The organism is Rhodocaloribacter sp. (assembly GCF_056451265.1).
In genome coordinates this window covers 125,909-147,674 of record NZ_JBWOPL010000019.1, presented here as the reverse complement: position 1 = coordinate 147,674, position 21,766 = coordinate 125,909, and the positions used below count along the sequence as shown (strand labels likewise).

The window sequence follows — 21,766 nt, the reverse complement described above, 5'->3', positions numbered from 1 at the left end:
TTACTCCTTCATTCACCCGAGGAATCCCCCATGCATCTTTTTAGAAATCTCTGGATCGGAGCCTTTGCGCTCCTGTGGGCAGGCGTCGCATACGGGCAGGACGCCGGTCTGACCTTCGCCGTCACGTTCGGTGCGGAACAGTACGCCGAGCCGCAGGACGGGCGGTTGCTCGTGCTCCTGGCCACGGACGACGCGACGGAGCCGCGCTTCCGGATTCGCGCGGGGGTGGCCTCGGCGCAGGTCTTCGGCATCGACGTGGAGGGACTTGCGCCGGGGGCCGAGGCCGTCGTCGGCGCGGAGGCGTTCGGCTACCCGGTTCGTAGTCTGGCCGACCTGCCGCCGGGCACGTACGTCGTGCAGGCGCTTCTCAACCGGTACGAGACGTTCCACCTCGCCACGGGTCACACCGTCAAACTGCCGCCGGACCGGGGCGAGGGGCAACACTGGAACACGAAGCCGGGCAACCTCGTGAGCGCGCCGCAGACGATCCGCCTCGATCCCGCCGCGCCGCAGCGCATCACCCTCACGCTCGACCGGAAACTGCCGCCCGTCGAGGAACCCGAGGACACGGAGTACGTCCGCCATGTCCGGATTCAGAGCAAGCTCCTGACCGAGTTCTGGGGCCGCCCGATGTACCTCGGCGCACATGTGCTCGTCCCGAAAGGCTTCGACGAACATCCGGAGGCGCGGTATCCCCTCATGGTCTTTCACGGCCATTTCCCCTCAGATTTCGGCGGCTTCCGCACCGAGCCGCCCGACCTCTCCGAGCCGTGCGTGTACAGCGAGCGCTTCCGCCTCGACTGCTATAACCACATCATGCAGGAGGAGGCGTACAAGTTTTATCAGACGTGGACGAGCGACGATTTTCCGCGCTTCCTCGTCATCGAGATTCAGCACGCCAACCCGTATTACGACGACTCGTACGCCGTCAACTCGGCCAACCTGGGGCCGTACGGAGACGCCATCACGCGCGAACTCATCCCGTACATCGAGCAGGAGTTCCGCGGCCTCGGCGAAGGGTGGGCGCGCTTCCTTTATGGCGGTTCCACGGGCGGATGGGAGGCCCTCGCCGTGCAGGTCTTCTACCCCGACGACTACAACGGCGCCTTTGCCGCCTGTCCCGATCCCATCGACTTCCGGCAGTACACCCTCGTCAACATTTACGACGACGACCAGGCGTATTACGTCGAAGGGCCCTTCGCGCGGCTCCGCCGGCCCGGCCATCGCGACTGGCTCGGCAACGTGAGCGCGACCGTCGAAGACTACAACCTCATGGAACGCGCCCTCGGCTCGAAGGGGCGCTCCGGTGATCAGTACGACATCTGGCAGGCCGTCTATTCGCCCATGGGGGCCGACGGCTATCCCCGGCCGATCTGGGACAAGGTCACGGGCAAGATCGATCACGAGGTGGCCGCGTACTGGCGCGAAAACTACGACCTCCGCCACATCCTTCAGCGCGACTGGGCCACGCTCGGGCCCAGGCTCGAAGGCAAGATCCACATCTACGTGGGGGACATGGACAATTATTACCTCAACGACGCCGTGTACCTGATGGAGGATTTCCTCGAAAGCACCACCGACCCGTATTACGGCGGCGAGGTGGACTACGGCGACCGCGCCGAGCATTGCTGGAACGGCGATCACGAGAACCCCAATGCCATCTCGCGCCTCCGGTACAACACGATGTACGTCCCGAAAATCCTCCGCCGCATCGAGGCGAGCGCCCCGCCCGGAGCCGACCTGACGAGCTGGCGGTATTGACGCGGAAACCCGGATGGCGGCGTGACGTACGCTTTTCGGAAACGTATACGTCAAGAAGCATCGAAGCCATGCAGACGAAGCTCACATTGCGCCTGGAGGAGGAACTGATTCGGAAGGCGAAACGCTATGCGCGGGCGCGGGGGAAGTCGGTCTCTCAACTCGTGGCGGATCACTTCCGGGCCTTGACCGGAACGACGGAAGAACGCCTCGACACGGAGGAACTGCCGCCCCTGACGCGTTCGCTTCTCGGCGCTTTCGAAGGCGAAGGCGGCGCGCCCGGCAATCCCGAGGAAGCGTATCGGAAGCATCTCGAAGCCAAACACCGCTGATGCGCATCCTCTTCGACACCAACGTGCTCCTCGACGTTTTATTGCGGCGCGAGCCGTTCGTGGCTGAGGCTGCCGAACTGATGATGCATGTCGAGCAGGGGCGCATCGGCGGGCTGGTTTGCGCCACCACGGTGACGACGTTGTTTTACGTCGGGGCGAAGCAGGTGGGCGTGCGTGCGGCGCGGGCGCACCTCCGAGATCTGATGCGGATCTTCGAGGTGGCTCCGGTGAGCCGCGCCGTGCTCGAAGATGCACTGTCGTTGTCCTTCGGAGATTTCGAAGATGCCGTTTTGCACGAAGCGGCTCGCCACGCGCGGGCGGAGGCCCTCGTCACGCGCAATGGCCGAGATTTTGAAAAAGCCACCTTGCACGTCTATGCGCCGGGGGAACTGGCGCACGTACTGCGGACACTCTGAAGACAACCTATGCGCGACTTTGCAGATCTTGAACGGGCGGCGCTCCCGCTCGAACCCGACGCCGAAGAACGGGCGCGGCTCATGGAACGCATCTTCGCCTATGCCGACCGGTACCTCGAAAGCCTCCCCGACGCGCCCGCCTATTTCGACCGACCCGACAACGGACGCGCGCTCCTCGACGCGCCGATCACGGAGACGGGCATCGGCGCGGAGGCGGCGCTCGAACTGATCCGTGACCACGTGGACCGCGTGGGCATCAACACCACGTCGGGGCGGTTCCTCGGATACATCCCCGGCGGCGGCCTCTTTCATGCAGCCCTCGGCGACTTCCTCGCCGCCGTCGCCAACCGGTATGCGAGCGTCTTCTTCGCGAGCCCCGGCGCGGTGCGGATCGAGAACCTGCTCATCCGGTGGATGGCCGACCTCGCGGGTTATCCCGAGACGGCGGCGGGCTACCTCTCGGCGGGCGGCAGCCTCGCCAACCTGTCGGCCGTCATCACCGCGCGTGACGAGGCGGGCCTCGAAGGCGACGCCATCCCCCGCGCCGTCGTCTACCTCACCGGGCACGCCCACCATTGCGTGGACAAGGCGCTCCACCTCGCGGGTCTCCGGCGTGTGGTCCAACGTCGCATCCCGGTGGACGAGCGGTACCGGATGGACGCGGCGGCGCTCGAAGCGGCGATCCTCGAAGACCGGCGCGCCGGGCTCGCTCCGTGGATGGTGGTCTCCTCGGCGGGGACGACGAACACCGGCTCGGTCGATCCGCTCGCCGACATCGGGCAGATCGCGGCGGCGCACGGGCTGTGGCGCCACGTCGACGGGGCGTACGGCGGCTTCTTCGCCCTGTGCCCCGAAGGCGCGGCCGTCCTCCGGGGCATGGACGCCTCCGACTCGCTCGTGATGGATCCGCACAAGACCCTCTTCCTGCCGTACGGCACGGGCGCGCTCATCGTCCGGGACCGGGAGAAGCTTTATGCCGCCCACGCCGCCGGAGCGGATTACCTGCAGGACACGCTCGGCGCCGTGGAGGAGCTCTCGCCCGCCAACCTCTCGCCGGAACTGACCAAACACTTTCGCGGCCTCCGGCTGTGGCTGCCGCTTCAGGTCCTCGGCCTGGCTCCGTTCCGCGCGGCGCTCTCCGAGAAGATGCGCCTCGCCCGGTATTTCCACGAACGCATGCTGTCGGTGAACGGCTTCGAAGTCGGGCCGGAGCCGGACCTGTCCGTCGTCACGTACCGCTACGTTCCCAAACGCGGCGACGTCGACGCGTTCAATGAAAAGCTCGTCGAGGCGCTCCACAAAGACGGGCGCATCTTCATCAGCACCACGCGCCTCGACGGGCGGTTCACGCTGCGCATGGCCGCCGTCTGCTTCCGCACCCACCGCGCCGACATCGACGCCGCCGTGGACGTGCTCACCGAGACGGCGAAGCGCCTGGAGACGGAGGCATAAAAGCGGGATCGTGGGGCGATCGGAGGGATGAACAACTGGCTGTGACAAGGGTAAACCTGGTGTTCTTCAACCATATTCTTTCGAAAGCGATGCTAAAAACCGTTGAAGGCATTCTCGAAAAAGACGGCCGGCTCCGCTTGCTTGAAAAGCTTGACCTTCGTCGTGCCCGGCGGGTGCTGGTGACCCTTCTCGAAGAGGAAGGTGACGAAGAGAAAAAGGCGGAAGTGGCCGATACGGGGCTCTTGAGCGAAGCGGCTCTGGGAGAAGACTGGGACCGCCCGGAGGAGGATGAGGCATGGCAGCACCTTCAGCAGGGACCGTAGTGGTCGTCAGGTTTCCGTTCTCCGATTTGACGCACGCCAAACTTCGTCCGGCTGTGGTATTGGCGGAAGCAGGGAGAGACGACTACGTGCTTTGCCAGATTACGAGCAATCCGTATGCGGATCCTCAGGCCGTTGAACTCGACCACGCGAGCTTTGCGAGCGATGGCCTTCAACGGAAAAGCTATGTGAGACCTGCCAAGCTTTTTACGGCCAACGCCGGGATCATCGAGCGAGAGGTGGGGGTGCTCAAACGCGAAGTGCACGAGCGAATTGTGGAGGCCATTGTGCGACTGTTGCGGGGCGCTCCCTCTTCGAAGTAGCTTTTTTGACATCTGAGAGCGCCTCGGCAGTCGTGAAAATGCTCCGAGATGTTCCGGCGACAGAGCGATTGGGGATGCCCTTGAAAAGTGTATGACGGGCGGTTCAGGCTGCGCATGGCCGCCGTCTGCTTCCGCACCCACCGCGCCGACATCGACGCCGCCGTGGACGTGCTCACCGAGACGGCGAAGCGCCTGGAGACGGAGGCATAAAAGCGGGATCGTGGGGCGATCTTCGAGGCCATTGTGAAGAAAGAATAAAAGGAGACATTGTTGTCTTCAATGGGGGGCGGCGCACCGGAAGCGGTTGTATTATGAAAGACCAATCCCCCTTCGCCTCACCTTCCCGCTCCGATGATGAACGCAGCGCATTCCCCCGCTCGTAGACCCGCTCCCACGATCGTACAGGGGGGGATGGGCATTGCCGTTTCCAACTGGCGTCTGGCCCGCCGCGTGGCTCAACTCGGGGAAATGGGCGTAGTCTCGGGAACGTGCATCGACACGGTGGTGGTGCGCGAACTGCAAGAGGGCGACCCCTTCGGACGGCTGCGGGCCCTTCAAGCCTACCCCGATCAAGAGATCGTCCGCTATCTGACGGACCGCTTTTACGTCGAAGGAGGCATCGACGAGGATATGCCTTATCGGATGCTGCCCATCCATCGCTTCAAACCCACCCGTCGTTCTCAGCGCATTTTATCGGCGGCGGCCTTCAGCGAGGTCTTTTTGGCCAAAGAGGGGCATGACGGCTTCGTCGGCATCAACCTCCTCTGCGAGTTGAAGCGGTACAGCCTGCCCTGTATCTACGGGGCGATGCTGGCCGGGGTGGACGCCGTCTTCATGGGAGCCGGCATTCCGAAAGAAGAGGCCGAGCAGATCCCGAAGCTGGCCGCGGGACAACCGGCGCGGCTGCGCCTGGACGTGGACACCTCGCAAGCCGCCGAAACCAGAGACGCGTACTTTTGCGCATTCAACCCGGCGGATATCCTGGAGCGACCTCCGGTATTGCCGCGGCCGCAGTTCTTTCCCATCGTTGCCTCCGACCTGCTCGCTCGCATCCTGGACAAAAAGCTTCCGGAGGGCCTGATCTCAGGCTGGATCATCGAAGGACCGGTGGCGGGCGGGCACAACGCTCCTCCCCGGAACAAGGGGCGTGATGCAGACGGCCATCCGATTTACGACGAACGGGATCAGGCCAACCTGGACCGGGTGGCGGCGCTCGGCTATCCCTATTATCTGGCCGGGGGCTACGGCTCTCCGGAAAAGCGCCGGGAAGCCCTGGAACGAGGGGCCGCCGGCATTCAGGTCGGTTCGCTCTTCTCCCTGGCCGACGAGTCCGGCTATCCGGCGGCGTTCAAACGCAAGCTCATCAGGGCCATTCATCAAGGGGACGTTCGGGTGAGAACCGACGGCATGATCTCTCCGACGGGCTTTCCCTTCAAGGTCCTGGAGGCGTCCCATACGCTCGGACTGCCGGAGAACCACGCGAAGCGCATACGCCGGTGCGACCTCGGCTATTTACAACGCCCCTTCGTGGATGAAAAAGGCCGCCTTCAGGGACGTTGTCCCTCCGAACCGGTGGAGGTCTATGTTCAGAAAGGGGGCCGCCGGGAAGACACGATCGGGCGAGGGTGTTTGTGCAATGGTCTCCTCGCGAACATCGGGTTGGGACAACGGCGGAGATGGGGACGGGAGGCGCCGCTCTTTACCGGCGGAGACGCGCTGATGCAACTGCCGCTCGGCTCGGTGGAAAACCCCTCCTATGATGCCGGCGACGTCATCCGCTATCTGCGGGGAGAAACGAGGCGGGTCCTGCACGACGGAACCGTACCGGGATCTCGCTCCGGGCAGGGCGTGTGAAGCTTCGGGAGAGGGGTCTTTGTAGGTCGCGACGCCTTCAGTTCGCGAAGAAGCGCGGTTTGTCTTCCTCGATCACCTCGATGTCCTGAACGGCGAACCACGACTCGTTCGCTTCGCCGGCGCTGTTGTGATACGGCACGTCCGGGCTGCCCGTCTCGATGTCCACGACGTAGACGAGGTCCTTCTTCATCCCCGGCGCGACCTCGACGGCGGGGGCGACGTCGGCCACGCGGCCGGTCACCGTGCCGACGGCGATGCCTTCGCGGTTGTAGAGGTGGACGCGGACGCGCTTGCCGATGAAATCGTAGAGGTTCATGGTAAAACGTGCGGTGCGTGGGTTCGGTGGCTCGGGTCGATGCGGCCTCCAACGAAAAAAGGCGCGCGAAGGCTCCCGCTACGGCGAGGCTTCACCGAAAGCGGTCAATGGGCGCATGACCGCAGGCGCAAAGAACCGCGCCGATCAATGCGGGGGCGGCCCGGCGTCGGCGTGCTCGTGGATGGGAAGCGCTTCGTTGTTGTCGTGCGGATGCGTCTGCCGGTATTTTCGGGCGATGGCCTGGCTCGTCTCGTCATCTTTGAAACGGAGATAGCGCTTTTCGTGCTCGTCGGCGAGTTCCGTCTGGCCGAGCGCGCGCCGGCAGAGCATGAGGTTATAGTGCGCCATGAGGTCCTCCGGGTCGATGGCAAGGACGCGCTCGAAAAACGGGACGGCTTTCTCCGGCTCGGCGTTGAGGTAATGCACCCGGCCGATCTGGTTGAGCACCACGCGGTCGCGGGGGAAGGCTTCGGCGGCGGTGGTGAGGGCGCGGAGCGCTTCCTCGTACTCGCCGCGGGCTTTGTGATAGATGCCCCGGAAATAAAGCGCCTTGTGGAAGCCGGGCCGGACCCGTTCGGCGGTTTCGAGCACCGGAAGGGCCGCTTCGAGGTCGCCCTCTTGCAGGTACACCCGCACGAGGTTGATCCACCCGTCGGCATATTCGGGGTCAATTTCGACGACGCGCCGGAACGCCTTTTCCGCCCCTTTGAGGTCGCCTTCGAGGAGGAGGCCGATGCCGTAATCGTTCCACCGCGTCCGGGCGTCGGGCGCGGGGCGGCCGTCCTCGCGCGGGGCGGCTTCGACGACGGGGACGACGGCGAGCGTCACCGAGTCCGACGCCATCGTCACGACCGGAAGCACGGGGATGGTTTTGAGCTTGCCCGAGACGTTCTTCGTGTCGCCCGTGAAGACCCACCGGCCGTCGTCGTAGTCGAGCGAGACATCGGGGTTCGGGTCGGAGGGGTCGCGCACGCCGGCGTAGGCGAATTGGGTGTGCTGCCAGTCAAATTTGCGGTAATGGAGCTTCGCCGTGAGCGTGACGGTCGGGCTCACGTCCTCGGGGACGTGGAGGCGGTAGTGGACCACGTTTGCCGCGCCGGGCGGGATCAGGTTTACGTAGACGACGGCGCGGGTGGCGAAGGCATTGCGTTTGTCGATCCGGTTGGCGTGCGCGTCGACCATGAGGCTGCGGAAAAAGTGGGCGCTCGGATCGACGGGGCCGCGTCCCTCATCCTCGGTCCACCCGCTCCAGAAGAGCACCCGTCCGGCGGCGTCGACGGCTTTCACTTCCAGCCAGGCTTCCTGGGCATCGACGGTGCCGGACGGGAAGAAATGGCCGAGGCCCAACGTGCGCACCACCACGTCGAGCCGCACCGACGCGCCGGGTTGAAGCACGGCGTCGCCATCTTCGAGCGGGGCGAGGACCGACACCGCCTCGCGCGTGAGGCTGCCCCGCCCGATGCCCTGCGCCTGCTCTTCGCCCACGGCAAAGGTGCTCGCGAGGTCGGCCGGCATTTCTCCGCTGCGCCGGGTCTCTGTCGCCACGGCGGCCTTTGCCGCCGGCTCGCTGACGGCGAAGAGATCGACCCGGATCTGGCCGTTTTCGAGGAAAGCGATGGTCTGCCGGAGCTGGGTGCTGTCGAGGTTGGCCGTCGGAAGGGCCGTGTTCGCCGCGAGAAAACGGTGGCTCCGGATGAAGCCGTCGTGGTTGGCCGCGTCGTCGGAGGGGACGTACGGCATGTGGCACGTGAGGCAGTTTTTCGGCTCCGGCGGCTCATAGAACGAGCGCGCGCCCTGCCCCGAGACGCCGCTTGCCTGCCAGTTGTCGTAGGTGTTGAAGCCGCGCAGCCACCGGTAATGGTTCACCGGCTCGTCGAGGTGGACCTTGTGGCAGGACGAACAAAACTCGGCGGGCTGTTCGCGGTGGAACGGCTTGAGGAACGTCCGGCGATGGGGTTCGGGGTCGAGGCGGAGGACGAAATCGTGGAGGGCCTGCACGACCTCGTTGTCGCTCGTGGCGAGGTCGTGCATCTTCGGGTACTCGAGCACGAAGCCGCCGTTGCCCATCGTGTTCTTGACGCGGGCGACGCTGTGGCACGAGACGCACGCCAGCCCCGCGTGCGCCTCCGGCTCGTCGAGCATCTCGGCGACGGGTCGGGCCATGTTTCCGGGGAAGAGCAGGGCGTGGTCGTGGCATCCGGCGCACCACTTCGGCTTCTCGAGCCCCGTCACTTCCTGCATATACTCGATGGATTTCCGGTACCACTGGTTGTTGAACGACGAGAAGCGGTGGGCCGAGTCGTCCCATTGCGCGGTGGCGTCGGGGTGGCATCCGGAACGCCCGCATGCCTTCGATTCGAGGAAGAACTCGCCGGGGATGAGGCCGCCGTCCGCCGTCTCGGCGGCGCTGGGGAAGAAGGGGCCGTCCGCGCCGCCCATGGCCTCGCCCGCCATGTCGGCCGGAGGCATCATGGGGTTGGTGATGACGTCGCCGGAGGGGGGCGGCCACAGCGGCCGGCTCATCGGGACCGCCACGGCGAGCGCGACGATCGCGGCCGAGGCGCGGGCAAGCCACGGACGCCCGGAGAAGACGCCCCGGCGGTGGAGCCACCACAGCGTGCCGAGCGCCGCGCCGAAGCTCGACGCGATGTGGACGAGGAGCACCGGGCGTTGCGGTCGGAGGTTGCCGAAGAGGATCAGCGCCAGACCCGTCCCCGCGGCAAGGAGCATGAGCGCCGGAAGGAGGACCGAGAGGGCGGAGCGCGCCGCCGCCTCGTTTCGGCGAAGAAGCGCCGCCCCGATCCCCCCCCACAGCGCGATCATCGCCAGGCCGAGAAGCACGTGCGCCAGCACATTGCCCACGTAAAAGAGCGTCGGTGATCCGGCGGCCCACAGATACCCGCTGTTGACCAGCATGAGGAGCAGGAGCCAGAGGCCCCGGCGGGCAAACGGTCGGTCGGAGGAGGGGGCAGGCATAGAAAAGAGGTCGGTGCGGTGGGGAAGTCGATATAAGCCGAAAGGTCGGGAGAGTTTCCTCGGGAAGAAGGGGTTTCGGAGGAGCGCGCCGGTAGATTTTACAAGTTTTCAACACATGGGGAAGCCGATGCGTCGAATCTTGTCGGGAGATCGAAGCGGCGGGCCGGAGGATCGGGCGCTCGACGGGTACGCCGCCATATTTTTCGAGAAATCCAACGCTTCGTTCATTAAGTTGGAATCGTCGCCGCCTTCGGCCCGGCGCGCACGTGATTTGCGCCTCCACCCATCCCTTCCCATCGCGAGCGGACGGAGCTTTTTCCCATGAACCGACCGATCCTTTATCTCGTCCTTGGCGGTCTTTTCGCGGGGGTCGCCGCGTGCGGCGGCGGTCTGCCCGCGCCCTCCTCGGAGACGTATCGCGAAGCGGTGTCCGCGTTCTACGCGGGCGTGACGGCCATGCAGGTCGGCGAGGATCAGCGGGCCGACGCGAAGCTCACGCAGGTGACCGAACTCGTGCCCGAAGAACCCGCGGCGTGGGCCGATCTCGGGCTGCTCGCGTTGCGGAGGAACGCCTTCGAGGTGGCCTTCGAACGCCTCGAAAAGGCCCGGGCGCTCGCCCCGGACGACAGCCGCATCCACCTGCTCATCGGCCTGGGCAAGTCCGTTCAGGGGAGCTTCGAGGAGGCTTTGCCGAGCCTGCGCCGCGCCGTCGAACTGGACTCGACGAACGGGAAGGCGCTCTTCGCGCTGGCGCAGGCCGAGGAGAAGACCGGCGACGTCGTCGCAGCGCAGCGTCTCCTCGACCGCCTGCTCGCGCTCCGGCCCGGCAACCTCGCCGTTCTGCTCGAAAAGGCCCGTCTCGCTGCCGAGCACGGCGACGGCGAGACGCTCGCGGCTGTCCTCGAACGCCTCGCCATGCGCGCGGACGGCTGGCCCGTGGAAGCGCGCGAACGCCTCGCACTGGCCCGCGAGGCCGCCGCCGCCGACCCGTCGAGCGCCCTCACCCCCGTGATCGTGCTTCGAAACGTGCTCCTGCGCACGGACGACTACCGGAACGACCTTGCCGCCGTGCAGACGCCCGTCGAGCAGGTGGGCGACCTCATCACGGAGTTCATCCGGCTGCCGAAGCCGCGCCCGACGCCCGCGCCGCCCGACGACAGCCTCACCTTCTTTGTCCGGCCCGTCGAGATCGGGGGCGGTCCGTGGCAAAGCCTCCGCGTCGTCCTCCTCGACCCGAACGGCGGCCCGGCGGTCCTGCTCTCCGACGGCGTTACGGCGCGATGGCTCGGTGAGGACCGCGCGCTCCCGTTCCCCGGCGAGGCCCCGGCGCGCGGCATCCTCGGCGTCGACTTCGACAACGATTTCTGGATCGACCTCGCCTTCGCCGGCAGCGACGGTTTCCGCCTCTTTCGTCAGGACAGCACCGCCGCTTTCGTCGACGTGACGGCGCGCGCGGGGCTGCCGGCCCGTGTGACGACGGCGCCCTATACCGGCGTGTGGACCGCCGACCTCGACCTCGAGGGCGACCTCGACCTCGTGCTCGGCACGGCGGACGGTCCGCCGGTGACGCTCCGCAACGACGGCGACGGCGGCTTCGACGTCTGGCCCCTCTTCGACGGCGACGACGGCCTGACCGCCTTCGCGTGGGCCGACCTCGACGCCGACGGCGACCCGGATGCCGCCCTCCTCGACGCGCGCGGCCGCCTCCACGTCTACGCCAATGAGCGCGGCGGGCGCTTCTCGCCCCGCGTGATGCCCCACTCGATGGGGCCCGCCCGCGCCTTCGACGTCGCCGACCTCGACGCCGACGCGCACCTCGACCTCGTCGTCCTTCAGGCGGACGGCGCGCTCAAGAAAGTGGCCGACGTCCACGGGGGCGCGGGGTGGATGGTCACCGACCTCGCCCGGTGGGAAGGCTTCGACCCGGAAGAGAAAGACGCCCGCCTCGACGTGCTCGACTTCGACAACAACGGCGGCCTCGACGTGCTCGTCGCTGCCGCCTCGGAGGCCCGGCTGTGGCTCTCGGACGTCGACGCTCGGCTTCGCACGCCGATCCGCATCCCCGACGCCCGCGTCTCCGGCTATGCCGACTTCACCGGCGACGGACGGCTCGACCTCATGGGGCTCACGCCGGACGGGCAGCCCGTGCGCTTCGTCAATCAGGGCGTGAAGCCGTATCACTGGCGGCAGATCCGCCCGCAGGCCGCCGCCGTCCTCGGCGACCGACGCATCAACTCCTTCGGCATCGGCGGTGAGATCGAACTCCGCGCCGGCCTCATCTATCAGAAGCAGCCCATCGAAGAACCCGTCGTCTATTTCGGCCTCGGCGACAACCTCGTGGCCGATGTGGCCCGCATCATCTGGCCCAACGGCGACGTGCAGGCCGAGTTCGACCTCCTCTCCGACGAGATCCTCTCCGCCCAACAGCGCCTCAAAGGCTCGTGCCCCTGGCTCTTCACGTTCGACGGCGAGCAGATGACCTTCGTCACCGACTTCATCTGGCGCTCGCCCCTCGGACTCAAAATCAACGCGCTCGAAACGGCGGGCGTCATGACGACGGAGGACTGGGTGCGAATTCGCGGCGATCAGCTCAAGCCGCGGGACGGCTTCTACGACGTCCGCATCACCGCCGAACTGTGGGAGACGCATTTCTTCGATCAGGTCTCGCTTCTCGTCGTCGATCATCCGGAGGACACCGACGTGTTCGTGGACGAGCGCTTCGCCTTTCCGCCGCCCGCGCCCGCCGTGCATCCGACCGCGCCGCCGCACCCCGTCGCCCGGGTGTGGACCGACACGGGCGAGGACGTGACCGACCGCGTCCGCGCCCGTGATGAGCGCTACCTCGACTTCTTCGGGAGGGGGGCCTATCAGGGCATCACGCGCGATCATTACGTCGAGATCGACCTCGGCGACGCGCCGGTCGAGCGGCCGTTGTGGCTCCTTGGCATGGGATGGGTCCGACCGACCGACAGCTCGATCAACGTCGCCATCAGTCAGGGCGCGCACCCGGCGCCGCGCGGGCTCCGCATGGAGGTCCCCGACGGTCGCGGCGGATGGACGACCGCGCATCCGAACCTCGGCTTCCCTTCCGGGAAAGAGAAGACGATCCTCATCGACCTCGAAGGCGTCTTCCCGCCGGGCGCGCCGCACCGCGTGCGTCTCAACACGAACCTCGAAATCTACTGGGATGCCTTCGCCTGGGCCGAGAAACGCCCCGACGCCGCGCTCCGGACGCGCCGCCTCGCGCCCGAGACGGCGGATCTCCGCTATCGCGGCTTCTCCGAAGTGACCGAGGCGGATCGCTCCTCGCCCGAGCTTCCGGACTACGAAGCGCTCGCCGGCACGAGTCCCGTCTGGCGCGACCTCGTCGGTTATTACACCCGCTTCGGCGACGTGCGCGAGCTCCTCGCGGAGGTCGACGACCGCTACGTCATCATGAACGCGGGCGACGAGATGGCCTTTCGCTTCGCCGCCCCCCCGCCGCCGCCCGAGGGGTGGACGCGAGACTTCGTGCTCATCGGCGACGGGTGGGTGAAGGACGGCGACTACAACACCTCGTTCTCGAAAACCGTCCTCCCGCTGCCCGCCCACGACCGCCCCGACTACACCACACCGCCGGGTCGCCTCGAAGACGACCCCGTATACCTCCGCCATCCCGAAGACTGGCAGACCTATCACACCCGGTACGTGACGCCGCGACGTTTTTACGAAGCGCTCCGACCGGGCGACTGACGTTTTCCCCGTGGACGCCTCTCGTCCGCATATGCACGTTCAATCTTTTTAATTACTTATGCCTACTTCACATTACCGCCGCGTGCGGGAGTTCATGCAGAAAGCCGGGCAGGAGACGCCCGAGGCGCCCCTCATCCCCGACGAGGAGACGCGGCTGCTCCGCGCCAAGCTCATCCTCGAAGAAGCCCTCGAAACCGTCAAGGCCCTCGGCGTGGGGGTGCGGGTCACCACCGAGAACGGGGAAGAGGTGGATTTCAACCACGTCGACCACCTCGACTTCTTCCCGCAGGGCGAGGTGAACCTCGAGGGCGTCGTCGATGGATGCGCGGACATCTCGGTGGTCACCATCGGCACGCTCATCGCCTTCGGCATCGACGACGAGCCGATTCTCGAAGAGGTGGACCGCGCCAACCTCCGCAAGTTCGCTCCCGGTTCATACCGCCGCGACGACGGCAAGTGGATGAAGCCGCCCGGCTGGACGCCGCCCGATATTCTCGGCGTCATCGAGCGGCAGAAGACGGCCGTGTAGGCGCTTGTCCGGCCGGGTTTTGTGGGGGAATCCCTTGCAGAAGCATCGGGGGATCCCCGTGTGCGCGGCGCGTGCGATTCCGTCAGTTTGAGCGCGAGCGGGGCCGTATCCTGGCTCGGAGGTTCTTGCAGGCAAAAACACGGAAGGAGCCATGGCGCAACGCACTCCGAAGACGCACACCCCGGGGCCGGACGACGCGCCGATGCTTCTCGACGTGGAGGGGCTGGGGCGGCTCATCGCGCTTCTGGCAGAGGAGGGATACGTCGTGCTCGGCCCGGTCGTGCGGGACGGCGCCGTCGTCTACGACGAGGTGCGCCGCGTGGCCGACCTGCCCGTCGGGTGGACGGAGGAGCAGGCCCCCGGACGGTACCGGCTCGTGCGCCGGGACGACGAGGCGGTGTTCGGCTTCACGCTGGGGCCGCACGCGTGGAAACGCTCGCTCTTCCCGCCGCGCCGCCGTCTCTGGCGGGCCGAGCGGTCGGAGGGGGACGGCGCCTTCACCATCGCCGAGGAGCCGGTCGAAGCGCCGAAGCAGGCATTCCTCGGCGTGCGCGCGTGCGAGCTGGCCGCCATCGCCGTGCAGGACCGCGTCTTCATGGGCGGCGCGTACGTCGATCCCGTCTATGCCGCACGGCGGGCAAACACGTTCATCGTCGCCGTCAACTGCACGCAGGCGGCGGCGACGTGTTTTTGCGCCTCGATGGACACCGGCCCGCAGGCGCGTTCCGGCTTCGACCTGGCCCTGACCGAACTCCTCGACGACGACCGCCACGTCTTTCTCCTCGAAGCGGGGACGGAGACGGGGCGGAGCTTCGCGGCGCGTCTGCCCACGGCGCCCGCCGTCCCCGAAGACGTGGCGGCCGCCCGGGCCGTGGTCGCGCGCACGGCGGACGCCCTCACCCGCACGCTCGACACCGACGGCCTCCGCGACCTCCTCATGGGCAACCTCGAGCATCCACGTTGGGACGAGGTGGCGAGCCGGTGCCTGGCCTGTACGAACTGCACCCTCGTCTGCCCCACCTGCTTCTGCTCCACCGTCGAAGACACGACCGACCTGACGGGGGGCGTCGCCGAACGGTGGCAGACGTGGGACTCGTGCTTCACGATGGACTTCTCGTACATCCACGGGGGGAGCGTCCGCACGACGCACCGGTCGCGGTACCGGCAATGGCTCACGCACAAGCTCGCCGGCTGGATCGATCAGTTCGGCACGTCCGGCTGTGTGGGCTGCGGGCGGTGCATCACCTGGTGTCCCGTCGGCATCGACCTTACCGAAGAGGTGCGGGCCATCCGCGAAAACGCCGTTCTTCCGCCGCATACGACTTCCACAAACCAATCGTAGGCAGGCCGATGAAGATTCATACCATCCCCGAGATTCTGGGAGAGGTTCCCTTTTTCAAAGACCTCAAGCCCGAGTACCGGGAGTTTCTCGCCGGATGTGCGCGAAACGTTCATTTCAAACCGGGGGAATTTTTATTGCTTGCAGGCAAAGATGCCACCCATTTTTACCTCATTCGGGAAGGGCATGTGGCGCTGGAGATGGAGGCGGGCAACAAGATTTTTTCGATCCAGACCATCGGGGAGGGGCAGATCCTCGGGTGGTCGTGGCTGGTGCCGCCGTATACGTGGCATTACGACGCCCGCGCCGTCGAGCCGGTCTCGGCGATCAGCTTTGACGCGAAGTGTGTGCGGGAGAAGTGCGAGAAGGACCCCGTATTCGGATACGAACTGCTCAAGCGGTTTTCCCGGCTCATCGCCGAGCGCCTGATGGCCACGCGCATTCAGATGGCAGACCTGTACCAATAGGCACGAGCGCCGATGCAACCTCCGACGCCTCTCCAGACCGCCGCCCACCCCATGACGCCCGTTTCGGGTCGCGTGCTCCGCCGCCGGTGGGAGACGGACGACACCTTCACGCTCGACATCGAAGTGGCGGGCGGGCGCCCGTTCCCGTTCGCGCCGGGGCAGTTCAACATGCTCTACCTCTTCGGGGTGGGCGAGGTCCCGATCTCGATCAGCGGCGACCCCGACGACCCTTCGAAGCTGACGCACACGACGCGCGAGGTGGGCGTCGTCACGCGGGCGATGCGGCGGCTCAGGCCGGGCGACACGCTCGGCGTCCGGGGGCCGTTCGGGAGCGCGTGGCCGGTGGGCGAGGCCGAGGGGCGCGACGTGGTCGTCATCGCCGGGGGCATCGGGCTGGCGCCGCTGCGCCCGGTCGTCTATCATCTGATGCGCCACCGCCTCCGGTACAACCGCATCGTCATCCTCTACGGCGCGCGCTCGCCCGAGGACATCCTGTATGCGAAAGAGCTGGGGCAGTGGAGCGCCCGCCTCGACGTGGAAGTGCTCGTCACCGTGGACCGGGCCGCGCGCCGGTGGCGGGGCAACGTGGGCGTCATCACGCGGCTCATCCCGCGCGCGCCGTTCGACCCCGAAAACGTGATCGCGATGGTGTGCGGGCCGGAGATCATGATGTCCTTCACCGTGCTCGAACTGCACCGGCGCGGCGTCGCCTCGGACCGCATCCACGTCTCGATGGAGCGGAACATGAAGTGCGCCATCGGGCTGTGCGGGCACTGTCAGTACGGCCCGCATTTCATATGCAAAGACGGGCCGGTCTTCCGCTTCGACGCCGTCGAGGACCTCTTCCGGGTGCGCGAGTTCTGACCTTGCCCCGGGAATACGTCCGAACCCGTTGCGACCTTCGGGTTGCGCCCTGCCGAAAAAATCGCCGACCTCATGCCTGTAAAAAAACGAAAACCGAAGCTCGCCGTCTGGAAATTCGCCTCGTGCGACGGGTGCCAGCTGAGCCTGCTCGACTGTGAGGACGAACTGCTCGCCATCGCCGACGCGGTGGAGATCGCGTATTTCCCCGAGGCGACGCGGGCCGTCGTGCGCGGGCCGTACGATCTCTCGCTCGTGGAAGGCTCGATCACGACGCCGCACGATGCCGAGCGCATCCACAAGATCCGCCGCTCATCGAAATACCTCGTCACCATCGGGGCGTGCGCCACGTCGGGCGGCATTCAGGCGCTTCGCAATTTCAAGAACGTCAACGAGTTCATCTCACTCGTGTACGCGCATCCCGAATACATCGAGACGTTGAAGGTGTCGACGCCGATTGCGTATCACGTCTCGGTCGACTTCGAGCTTCAGGGGTGCCCGATCAACAAGCGGCAACTCGTCGAACTCATCAGCGCGTATCTCCACGACCGGAAGCCGAACCTCCCGGCGCACAGCGTGTGTGTGGCATGCAAGCGGCGGGGCACGGTGTGTGTGATGGTGGCGCACGGGACGCCGTGCCTCGGGCCGGTCACGCACGCGGGCTGCGGCGCGATCTGCCCGGCGTACCACCGGGGCTGTTACGGTTGTTATGGCCCGAACGAGTCGCCGCAGACGGCGGCGCTCGCGGCTCAGTTCGAGGCCCTCGGGATGGGACACGCCGATATCGCCCGCGCCTTCCGTCTGTTCACCGCGAACGCCGAGGCGTTCCGCCATGAGAGTGAGGCCCATGAGCACGAAGCCTGAAAAAAAAGCCGTCTCTGGCCGTAGCCGGTCGAAAACGATCAAGGTCGATTACCTCGCGCGCGTCGAGGGCGAGGGGGCGTTGTACGTGAAGGTCCGTCACGGCCGCGTCACGGACACCGAGTTGCGGATCTTCGAGCCGCCGCGCTTCTTCGAGGCGTTCCTTCGGGGGCGGCGCTTTACCGAGGCGCCCGACATCACGGCGCGCATCTGCGGCATCTGCCCGATCGCGTATCAGATGGGCGCGGCGCAGGCGATGGAGGATGCGTGCGGTGTCTCCGTGGAGGGACAACTCCGGGCCCTCCGCCACCTCATCTATTGCGGCGAATGGATCGAGAGCCACGCCCTCCACGTCTTCATGCTCCATCTGCCCGACTTCCTCGGCTATCCGGACGTGGTGCAGATGGCAAAGGATCATCCGGAGGTCGCCGAGCGGGGGTTGCGGCTCAAGAAGGTAGGCAACGAGGTGATGGCGCTCCTCGGCGGACGCGAGGTGCATCCGATCAATATGCGGGTGGGCGGCTTCTATCGCGTGCCGACGCGGGCCGAACTCGAACCGCTCGTCGCGTCGCTGACGTGGGCGCGGGAAGCGGCGCTCGAAACGCTCGCCTTCACCGCCACGCTCCCGTTTCCGAATTTTGAACAGGACTATGAGTTCGTCGCGCTTCGTCATGAGGACGAGTACGCCATCCTCGAAGGGCGGCTCGTCTCGAACAAAGGGCTCGACATCCCGATCCACGATTTCCTCGACCACTTCGCCGAAGAACACGTGGCCCACTCGACCTCGCTTCAGGCGGCGCTCAAGGCGCGGGGCGCGTACATGGTCGGGCCGATGGCGCGGTACAACCTCAACTTCGACCGCCTCACGCCGTCGGCCCGCGCCGCCGCCCGCGACGCCGGGCTCGAGCCGACGTGCCGGAACCCGTTCAAAAGCATCATGATCCGGAGCGTCGAGATGGTCCACGCATGCGACGTGGCGCTTGGGGTCATCGAGAACTACGAGCGCCCCGAACGCCCGCACGAGGACGTCGCGCCGCGCGCCGCCACCGGCGTCGGGTGCACGGAAGCGCCGCGCGGCATCTGCTGGCACCGCTATGCCATCGACGACGAGGGGCTCGTCCGCGACGCCCGCATCGTCCCGCCGACTTCGCAAAACCAGAAGCAGATCGAGCACGACCTCGCCCGCTTCGTCGAGCAAAACCTCGACCTCCCGGACGACGAACTCGAATGGAAGTGCGAGCAGAGCATCCGCAATTACGATCCGTGCATCTCGTGCTCGTGCCATTTCCTCACGCTTCACCTCGAACGCGCTTGAACGTGCTCATCATTGGCGTCGGCAATGAGATGCGGGGCGACGACGGCGCGGGGATCGCCGTGGCGCGTGCGCTCGGCGTGCGGGAGCGGCCCGGCGTTCGGGTGATGGAGGCTTCGGGCGAGGGGGCGGCGCTCGTGGACGCCTGGCGCGACGCCGGGACCGTCATCCTCGTCGACGCGGCCCGGAGCGGCGCGCCGCCGGGCACGATCCATCGCTTCGACGCCGTGAAGGAGCCGATGCCGTCGCGTTTTTTCCACTATTCGACGCACGCCTTCAGCGTGGCCGAGGCCGTCGAACTGGCGCGGGTGCTCGGCGCGCTCCCCCGGCGATTGCTCGTCTTCGGCATCGAGGGGCGGACGTTCGAGGCGGGCGCGGGGCTCTCGCCCGAGGCGGCGCGTGCGGCGGCGACGGTGACGGCAGAGATCGAGCGACTCCTCGCGGGCGAACGGCTCCCACCCGCCCGCACCCCCTGACGAGAGGGACGGATGCTCGCCGCCGCCGGACCCTTTGCGCGGGGTCGGACGTACGTGAGCCTCTGCGGAATATCATTGGAGAGCTATGATCCGGCAGGAGATTCGGGAACTCGACGTCGGGAAGAAGCACGTTCGCTCGTTCGGCTATCTGGTCGGCGGCGTGCTGATGGCGCTCGCGCTCGTGGGGCTCTGGCGGCGCGGCGGCGCGGCGAACGTGACGGTGTACGCGCTCCTCGGCTCCGGCGGCGCGCTCGTGGCGCTGGCGCTCGCGGCTCCGGCGGCGCTGCGCCCCCTCTATCGCGTGTGGATGGGGCTCGCGCTCGCGCTCGGGTTCGTCATGACGCGGGTGATCCTGACCCTCGTGTTCTTCCTCGTCATCACGCCGGTCGGAGGCATCATGCGGGCGCTCGGCAAAAACCCGCTCCCTCGCCGCCCCGACCGCTCGGCCGATACCTACTGGATCAAAAAAACGCCGCCCGATCCCTCGCCGAAGCGGCTGGAGAAGTATTATTGATCGTTCGCCGGCTGGATCGCTGCGACGCTGAACGGTCAAACGCCCCAACGCACTATACCCCTTGAACATCCTCGGAATATCGTGCTGGTATCATGACGCCGCCGCCTGTCTCGTGCAGGACGGGCGCCTCGTGGCGGCGGCGCAGGAGGAGCGGTTCTCCCGGAAGAAGCACGACCCTTCGTTTCCCCGCCGCGCCATCGCGTATTGCCTCCGGGAAGGTGGAATCACCGCGCGCGACCTCGATGTGGTGGCGTTTTACGATAAGCCTTTCCTCAAATTCGAGCGACTCCTCGAGACGTATGTGGCCGTCGCGCCGAAGGGGCTCCGCTCCTTCGTCAAGGCGATGCCGCTCTGGCTCAAGGAAAAGCTGTGGATCCCGGACCTGATCGCGAAGGAGCTCGACTATGGCGGGCCGATCGTTTACCCCGAGCATCACGAGAGCCACGCCGCGAGCGCGTTCTATCCGTCGCCGTTCGAACGGGCGGCGTTTCTCACCACCGACGGTGTCGGCGAGTGGGCCACCACGTCCTTCGGCGTCGGCGACGGGGCGCGGCTGAGCATCCTCGCCGAACAGCACTTCCCGCATTCACTCGGGTTGCTCTATAGCGCCTTTACGTACTTCACCGGCTTCAAGGTGAACTCGGGTGAATACAAGCTCATGGGCCTTGCGCCGTACGGCGAGCCGCGCTTCGTCGACGCCATCATGGAGCACCTCATCGATGTGAAAGACGACGGCTCGTTTCGGCTGAACATGGATTATTTCACGTATGCCCACGGGTTGCGGATGACGGGGCGGCGTTTCGCGGAGCTTTTCGGCGGGCCGCGCCGCGCGCCGGAGTCGCCGCTGACCCGGCGGGAGATGGATCTCGCGCGGTCGGTGCAGGCGGTGACGGAGGAGGTGATGCTTCGTATGGCGCGGCACGTGCGCCGGGTGACGGGCGAGCGGCGGCTGTGTCTGGCCGGAGGCGTGGCGCTCAACTGCGTGGCCAATGGACGGTTGCTTCGCGAAGGCCCGTTCGATGCGTTGTGGATTCAGCCCGCGGCAGGGGATGCGGGCGGGGCGCTCGGCGCGGCGCTCATGGCCTGGCATCAATACCTCGGCCGCGAGCGCCCCGCTCCCGATGGCGACGCGATGCAGGGCGCGTATCTCGGCCCGGCATTCTCCGACGCCGAGATCGAGGCGTTCCTCGAAGGCGAGGGCATCCCGCACACGCGCTATGCCGACGAGGCCGCGCTCACCGAAGCCGTCGCGGAGATGCTGGCCGAGGGGAAAGTCGTCGGCTGGTTTCAGGGGCGGATGGAGTTCGGTCCCCGCGCCCTCGGCAACCGCTCCATCCTCGCCGACCCGCGGGGGCGCGACGTGCAGCGCACGGTCAACCTGAAAATCAAGTTTCGGGAGAGCTTCCGGCCCTTCGCGCCGAGCGTGACGGCGGAGCGGGCGGGCGAATACTTCGAGATCGAGGGCGAGAGCCCGTACATGCTCCTCGTGGCTCCGGTGCGGGGCGCGCGGGCCGAGGGGGAGGGACTCGATCGTCTCGATCGCGTCACGTCCCCCATCCCGGCGGTTACGCACGTCGATGGTTCGGCCCGCCTTCAGACGGTGGGCGCGGCCACAAACCCGCTTTTTTATCGGCTTTTGCGGGCTTTCGAAGCGCGCACCGGCTGTCCGGTGCTCGTCAATACGAGCTTCAACGTGCGGGGCGAGCCCATCGTGTGCACGCCCGAGGAGGCGCACCGGTGTTTCCGTCGCACCCACATGGACGCGCTCGTGCTCGGCTCGCACGTCGTCACGAAGGCGATGCTCCCGGATCCGGAGGCGGAGGTGCTCACGGCCGAGACGGCGGCCGAGACGTATGGCCTCGATTAGGCGTCATGCCGGCAAAGCGCATCGGCCCTTCTTCCGGCAACGGGTTCACCCGCGTCGAAAC

At 66.6% G+C, this 21,766-nt stretch carries 19 protein-coding genes; 17 read left to right on the top strand and 2 right to left on the bottom strand.

Annotation, left to right across the window (positions count from 1 at the left end):
* Positions 1-30 precede the first annotated feature (30 nt).
* From AC1HIY_RS02680 to AC1HIY_RS02650, 7 genes are all read left to right on the top strand, one after another.
* On the top strand, positions 31-1,761 hold the full coding sequence (locus AC1HIY_RS02680; RefSeq protein ID WP_479575157.1) for an alpha/beta hydrolase-fold protein: 1,731 nt from the start codon (positions 31-33) through the stop codon (positions 1,759-1,761).
* Between the two features lie 68 nt (positions 1,762-1,829).
* Positions 1,830-2,090 (top strand): DUF6364 family protein, encoded by a 261-nt coding sequence (locus AC1HIY_RS02675; protein ID WP_456425758.1) that lies wholly within the window; start codon positions 1,830-1,832, stop codon positions 2,088-2,090.
* Positions 2,090-2,506, top strand: coding sequence for a PIN domain-containing protein (locus AC1HIY_RS02670; protein WP_479575156.1), 417 nt, complete (start codon positions 2,090-2,092; stop codon positions 2,504-2,506). The genes AC1HIY_RS02675 and AC1HIY_RS02670 overlap by 1 nt, the downstream gene beginning before the upstream one ends.
* A 9-nt stretch (positions 2,507-2,515) precedes the next feature.
* Positions 2,516-3,958, top strand: a complete 1,443-nt coding sequence (locus AC1HIY_RS02665; protein WP_479575155.1) for a pyridoxal phosphate-dependent decarboxylase family protein — start codon at positions 2,516-2,518, stop codon at positions 3,956-3,958.
* A gap of 41 nt (positions 3,959-3,999) precedes the next feature.
* Positions 4,000-4,281: a hypothetical protein gene (locus AC1HIY_RS02660; RefSeq protein WP_479575154.1), complete on the top strand. Its 282-nt coding sequence runs from the start codon at positions 4,000-4,002 to the stop codon at positions 4,279-4,281.
* On the top strand, positions 4,254-4,601 hold the full coding sequence (locus AC1HIY_RS02655) for a type II toxin-antitoxin system PemK/MazF family toxin (RefSeq protein ID WP_479575153.1): 348 nt from the start codon (positions 4,254-4,256) through the stop codon (positions 4,599-4,601). The genes AC1HIY_RS02660 and AC1HIY_RS02655 overlap by 28 nt, the downstream gene beginning before the upstream one ends.
* A 411-nt stretch (positions 4,602-5,012) precedes the next feature.
* Positions 5,013-6,455 carry a beta/alpha barrel domain-containing protein gene (locus AC1HIY_RS02650; protein ID WP_479575152.1) on the top strand — a complete coding sequence of 481 codons (1,443 nt, stop codon included), beginning with the start codon at positions 5,013-5,015 and terminating at the stop codon, positions 6,453-6,455.
* Between the two features lie 37 nt (positions 6,456-6,492).
* Here the strand turns inward: AC1HIY_RS02650 and AC1HIY_RS02645 are convergent, their stop codons facing one another.
* Together AC1HIY_RS02645 and AC1HIY_RS02640 are read right to left on the bottom strand one after the other, a co-directional pair.
* Positions 6,493-6,771 carry a hypothetical protein gene (locus tag AC1HIY_RS02645; RefSeq protein WP_479575151.1) on the bottom strand — a complete coding sequence of 93 codons (279 nt, stop codon included), beginning with the start codon at positions 6,769-6,771 and terminating at the stop codon, positions 6,493-6,495.
* A gap of 144 nt (positions 6,772-6,915) precedes the next feature.
* A complete protein-coding gene (locus AC1HIY_RS02640) occupies positions 6,916-9,747 on the bottom strand; it encodes a tetratricopeptide repeat protein (RefSeq protein ID WP_479575150.1) in 2,832 nt (943 codons plus the stop codon).
* A 321-nt stretch (positions 9,748-10,068) separates the two neighbouring features.
* Here AC1HIY_RS02640 and AC1HIY_RS02635 point away from each other — a divergent pair, with 321 nt between their 5' ends.
* The 10 genes from AC1HIY_RS02635 (at position 10,069) to AC1HIY_RS02590 (ending at position 21,705) form a co-directional block, all read left to right on the top strand.
* The gene (locus AC1HIY_RS02635) at positions 10,069-13,479 is read left to right on the top strand and encodes an FG-GAP-like repeat-containing protein (RefSeq protein WP_479575149.1); all 3,411 of its coding nucleotides are present in this window, start codon (positions 10,069-10,071) and stop codon (positions 13,477-13,479) included.
* A 58-nt stretch (positions 13,480-13,537) separates the two neighbouring features.
* Positions 13,538-14,008 carry a pyrophosphohydrolase domain-containing protein gene (locus AC1HIY_RS02630; RefSeq protein WP_479575148.1) on the top strand — a complete coding sequence of 157 codons (471 nt, stop codon included), beginning with the start codon at positions 13,538-13,540 and terminating at the stop codon, positions 14,006-14,008.
* Positions 14,009-14,159: 151 nt separating this feature from the next.
* Positions 14,160-15,350 carry a 4Fe-4S dicluster domain-containing protein gene (locus AC1HIY_RS02625; RefSeq protein WP_479575147.1) on the top strand — a complete coding sequence of 397 codons (1,191 nt, stop codon included), beginning with the start codon at positions 14,160-14,162 and terminating at the stop codon, positions 15,348-15,350.
* A gap of 8 nt (positions 15,351-15,358) precedes the next feature.
* A complete protein-coding gene (locus tag AC1HIY_RS02620) occupies positions 15,359-15,814 on the top strand; it encodes a Crp/Fnr family transcriptional regulator (RefSeq protein WP_479575146.1) in 456 nt (151 codons plus the stop codon).
* Positions 15,815-15,826: 12 nt separating this feature from the next.
* The gene (locus AC1HIY_RS02615; protein ID WP_479575145.1) at positions 15,827-16,678 is read left to right on the top strand and encodes an FAD/NAD(P)-binding protein; all 852 of its coding nucleotides are present in this window, start codon (positions 15,827-15,829) and stop codon (positions 16,676-16,678) included.
* A 72-nt stretch (positions 16,679-16,750) separates the two neighbouring features.
* Positions 16,751-17,539, top strand: coding sequence for an NADH-quinone oxidoreductase subunit B family protein (locus AC1HIY_RS02610; protein ID WP_479575144.1), 789 nt, complete (start codon positions 16,751-16,753; stop codon positions 17,537-17,539).
* Complete coding sequence (locus AC1HIY_RS02605) at positions 17,523-18,851, top strand: Ni/Fe hydrogenase subunit alpha (RefSeq protein ID WP_479575143.1); 1,329 nt, start codon at positions 17,523-17,525, stop codon at positions 18,849-18,851. The genes AC1HIY_RS02610 and AC1HIY_RS02605 overlap by 17 nt, the downstream gene beginning before the upstream one ends.
* A gap of 2 nt (positions 18,852-18,853) precedes the next feature.
* Entirely contained in the window at positions 18,854-19,324 is a 471-nt protein-coding gene (locus AC1HIY_RS02600) for a hydrogenase maturation protease (RefSeq protein WP_479575194.1), read from the top strand.
* An 85-nt stretch (positions 19,325-19,409) separates the two neighbouring features.
* The gene (locus AC1HIY_RS02595; RefSeq protein WP_479575142.1) at positions 19,410-19,838 is read left to right on the top strand and encodes an SxtJ family membrane protein; all 429 of its coding nucleotides are present in this window, start codon (positions 19,410-19,412) and stop codon (positions 19,836-19,838) included.
* A 61-nt stretch (positions 19,839-19,899) separates the two neighbouring features.
* The gene (locus AC1HIY_RS02590) at positions 19,900-21,705 is read left to right on the top strand and encodes a carbamoyltransferase family protein (protein WP_479575141.1); all 1,806 of its coding nucleotides are present in this window, start codon (positions 19,900-19,902) and stop codon (positions 21,703-21,705) included.
* Positions 21,706-21,766 lie beyond the last annotated feature (61 nt).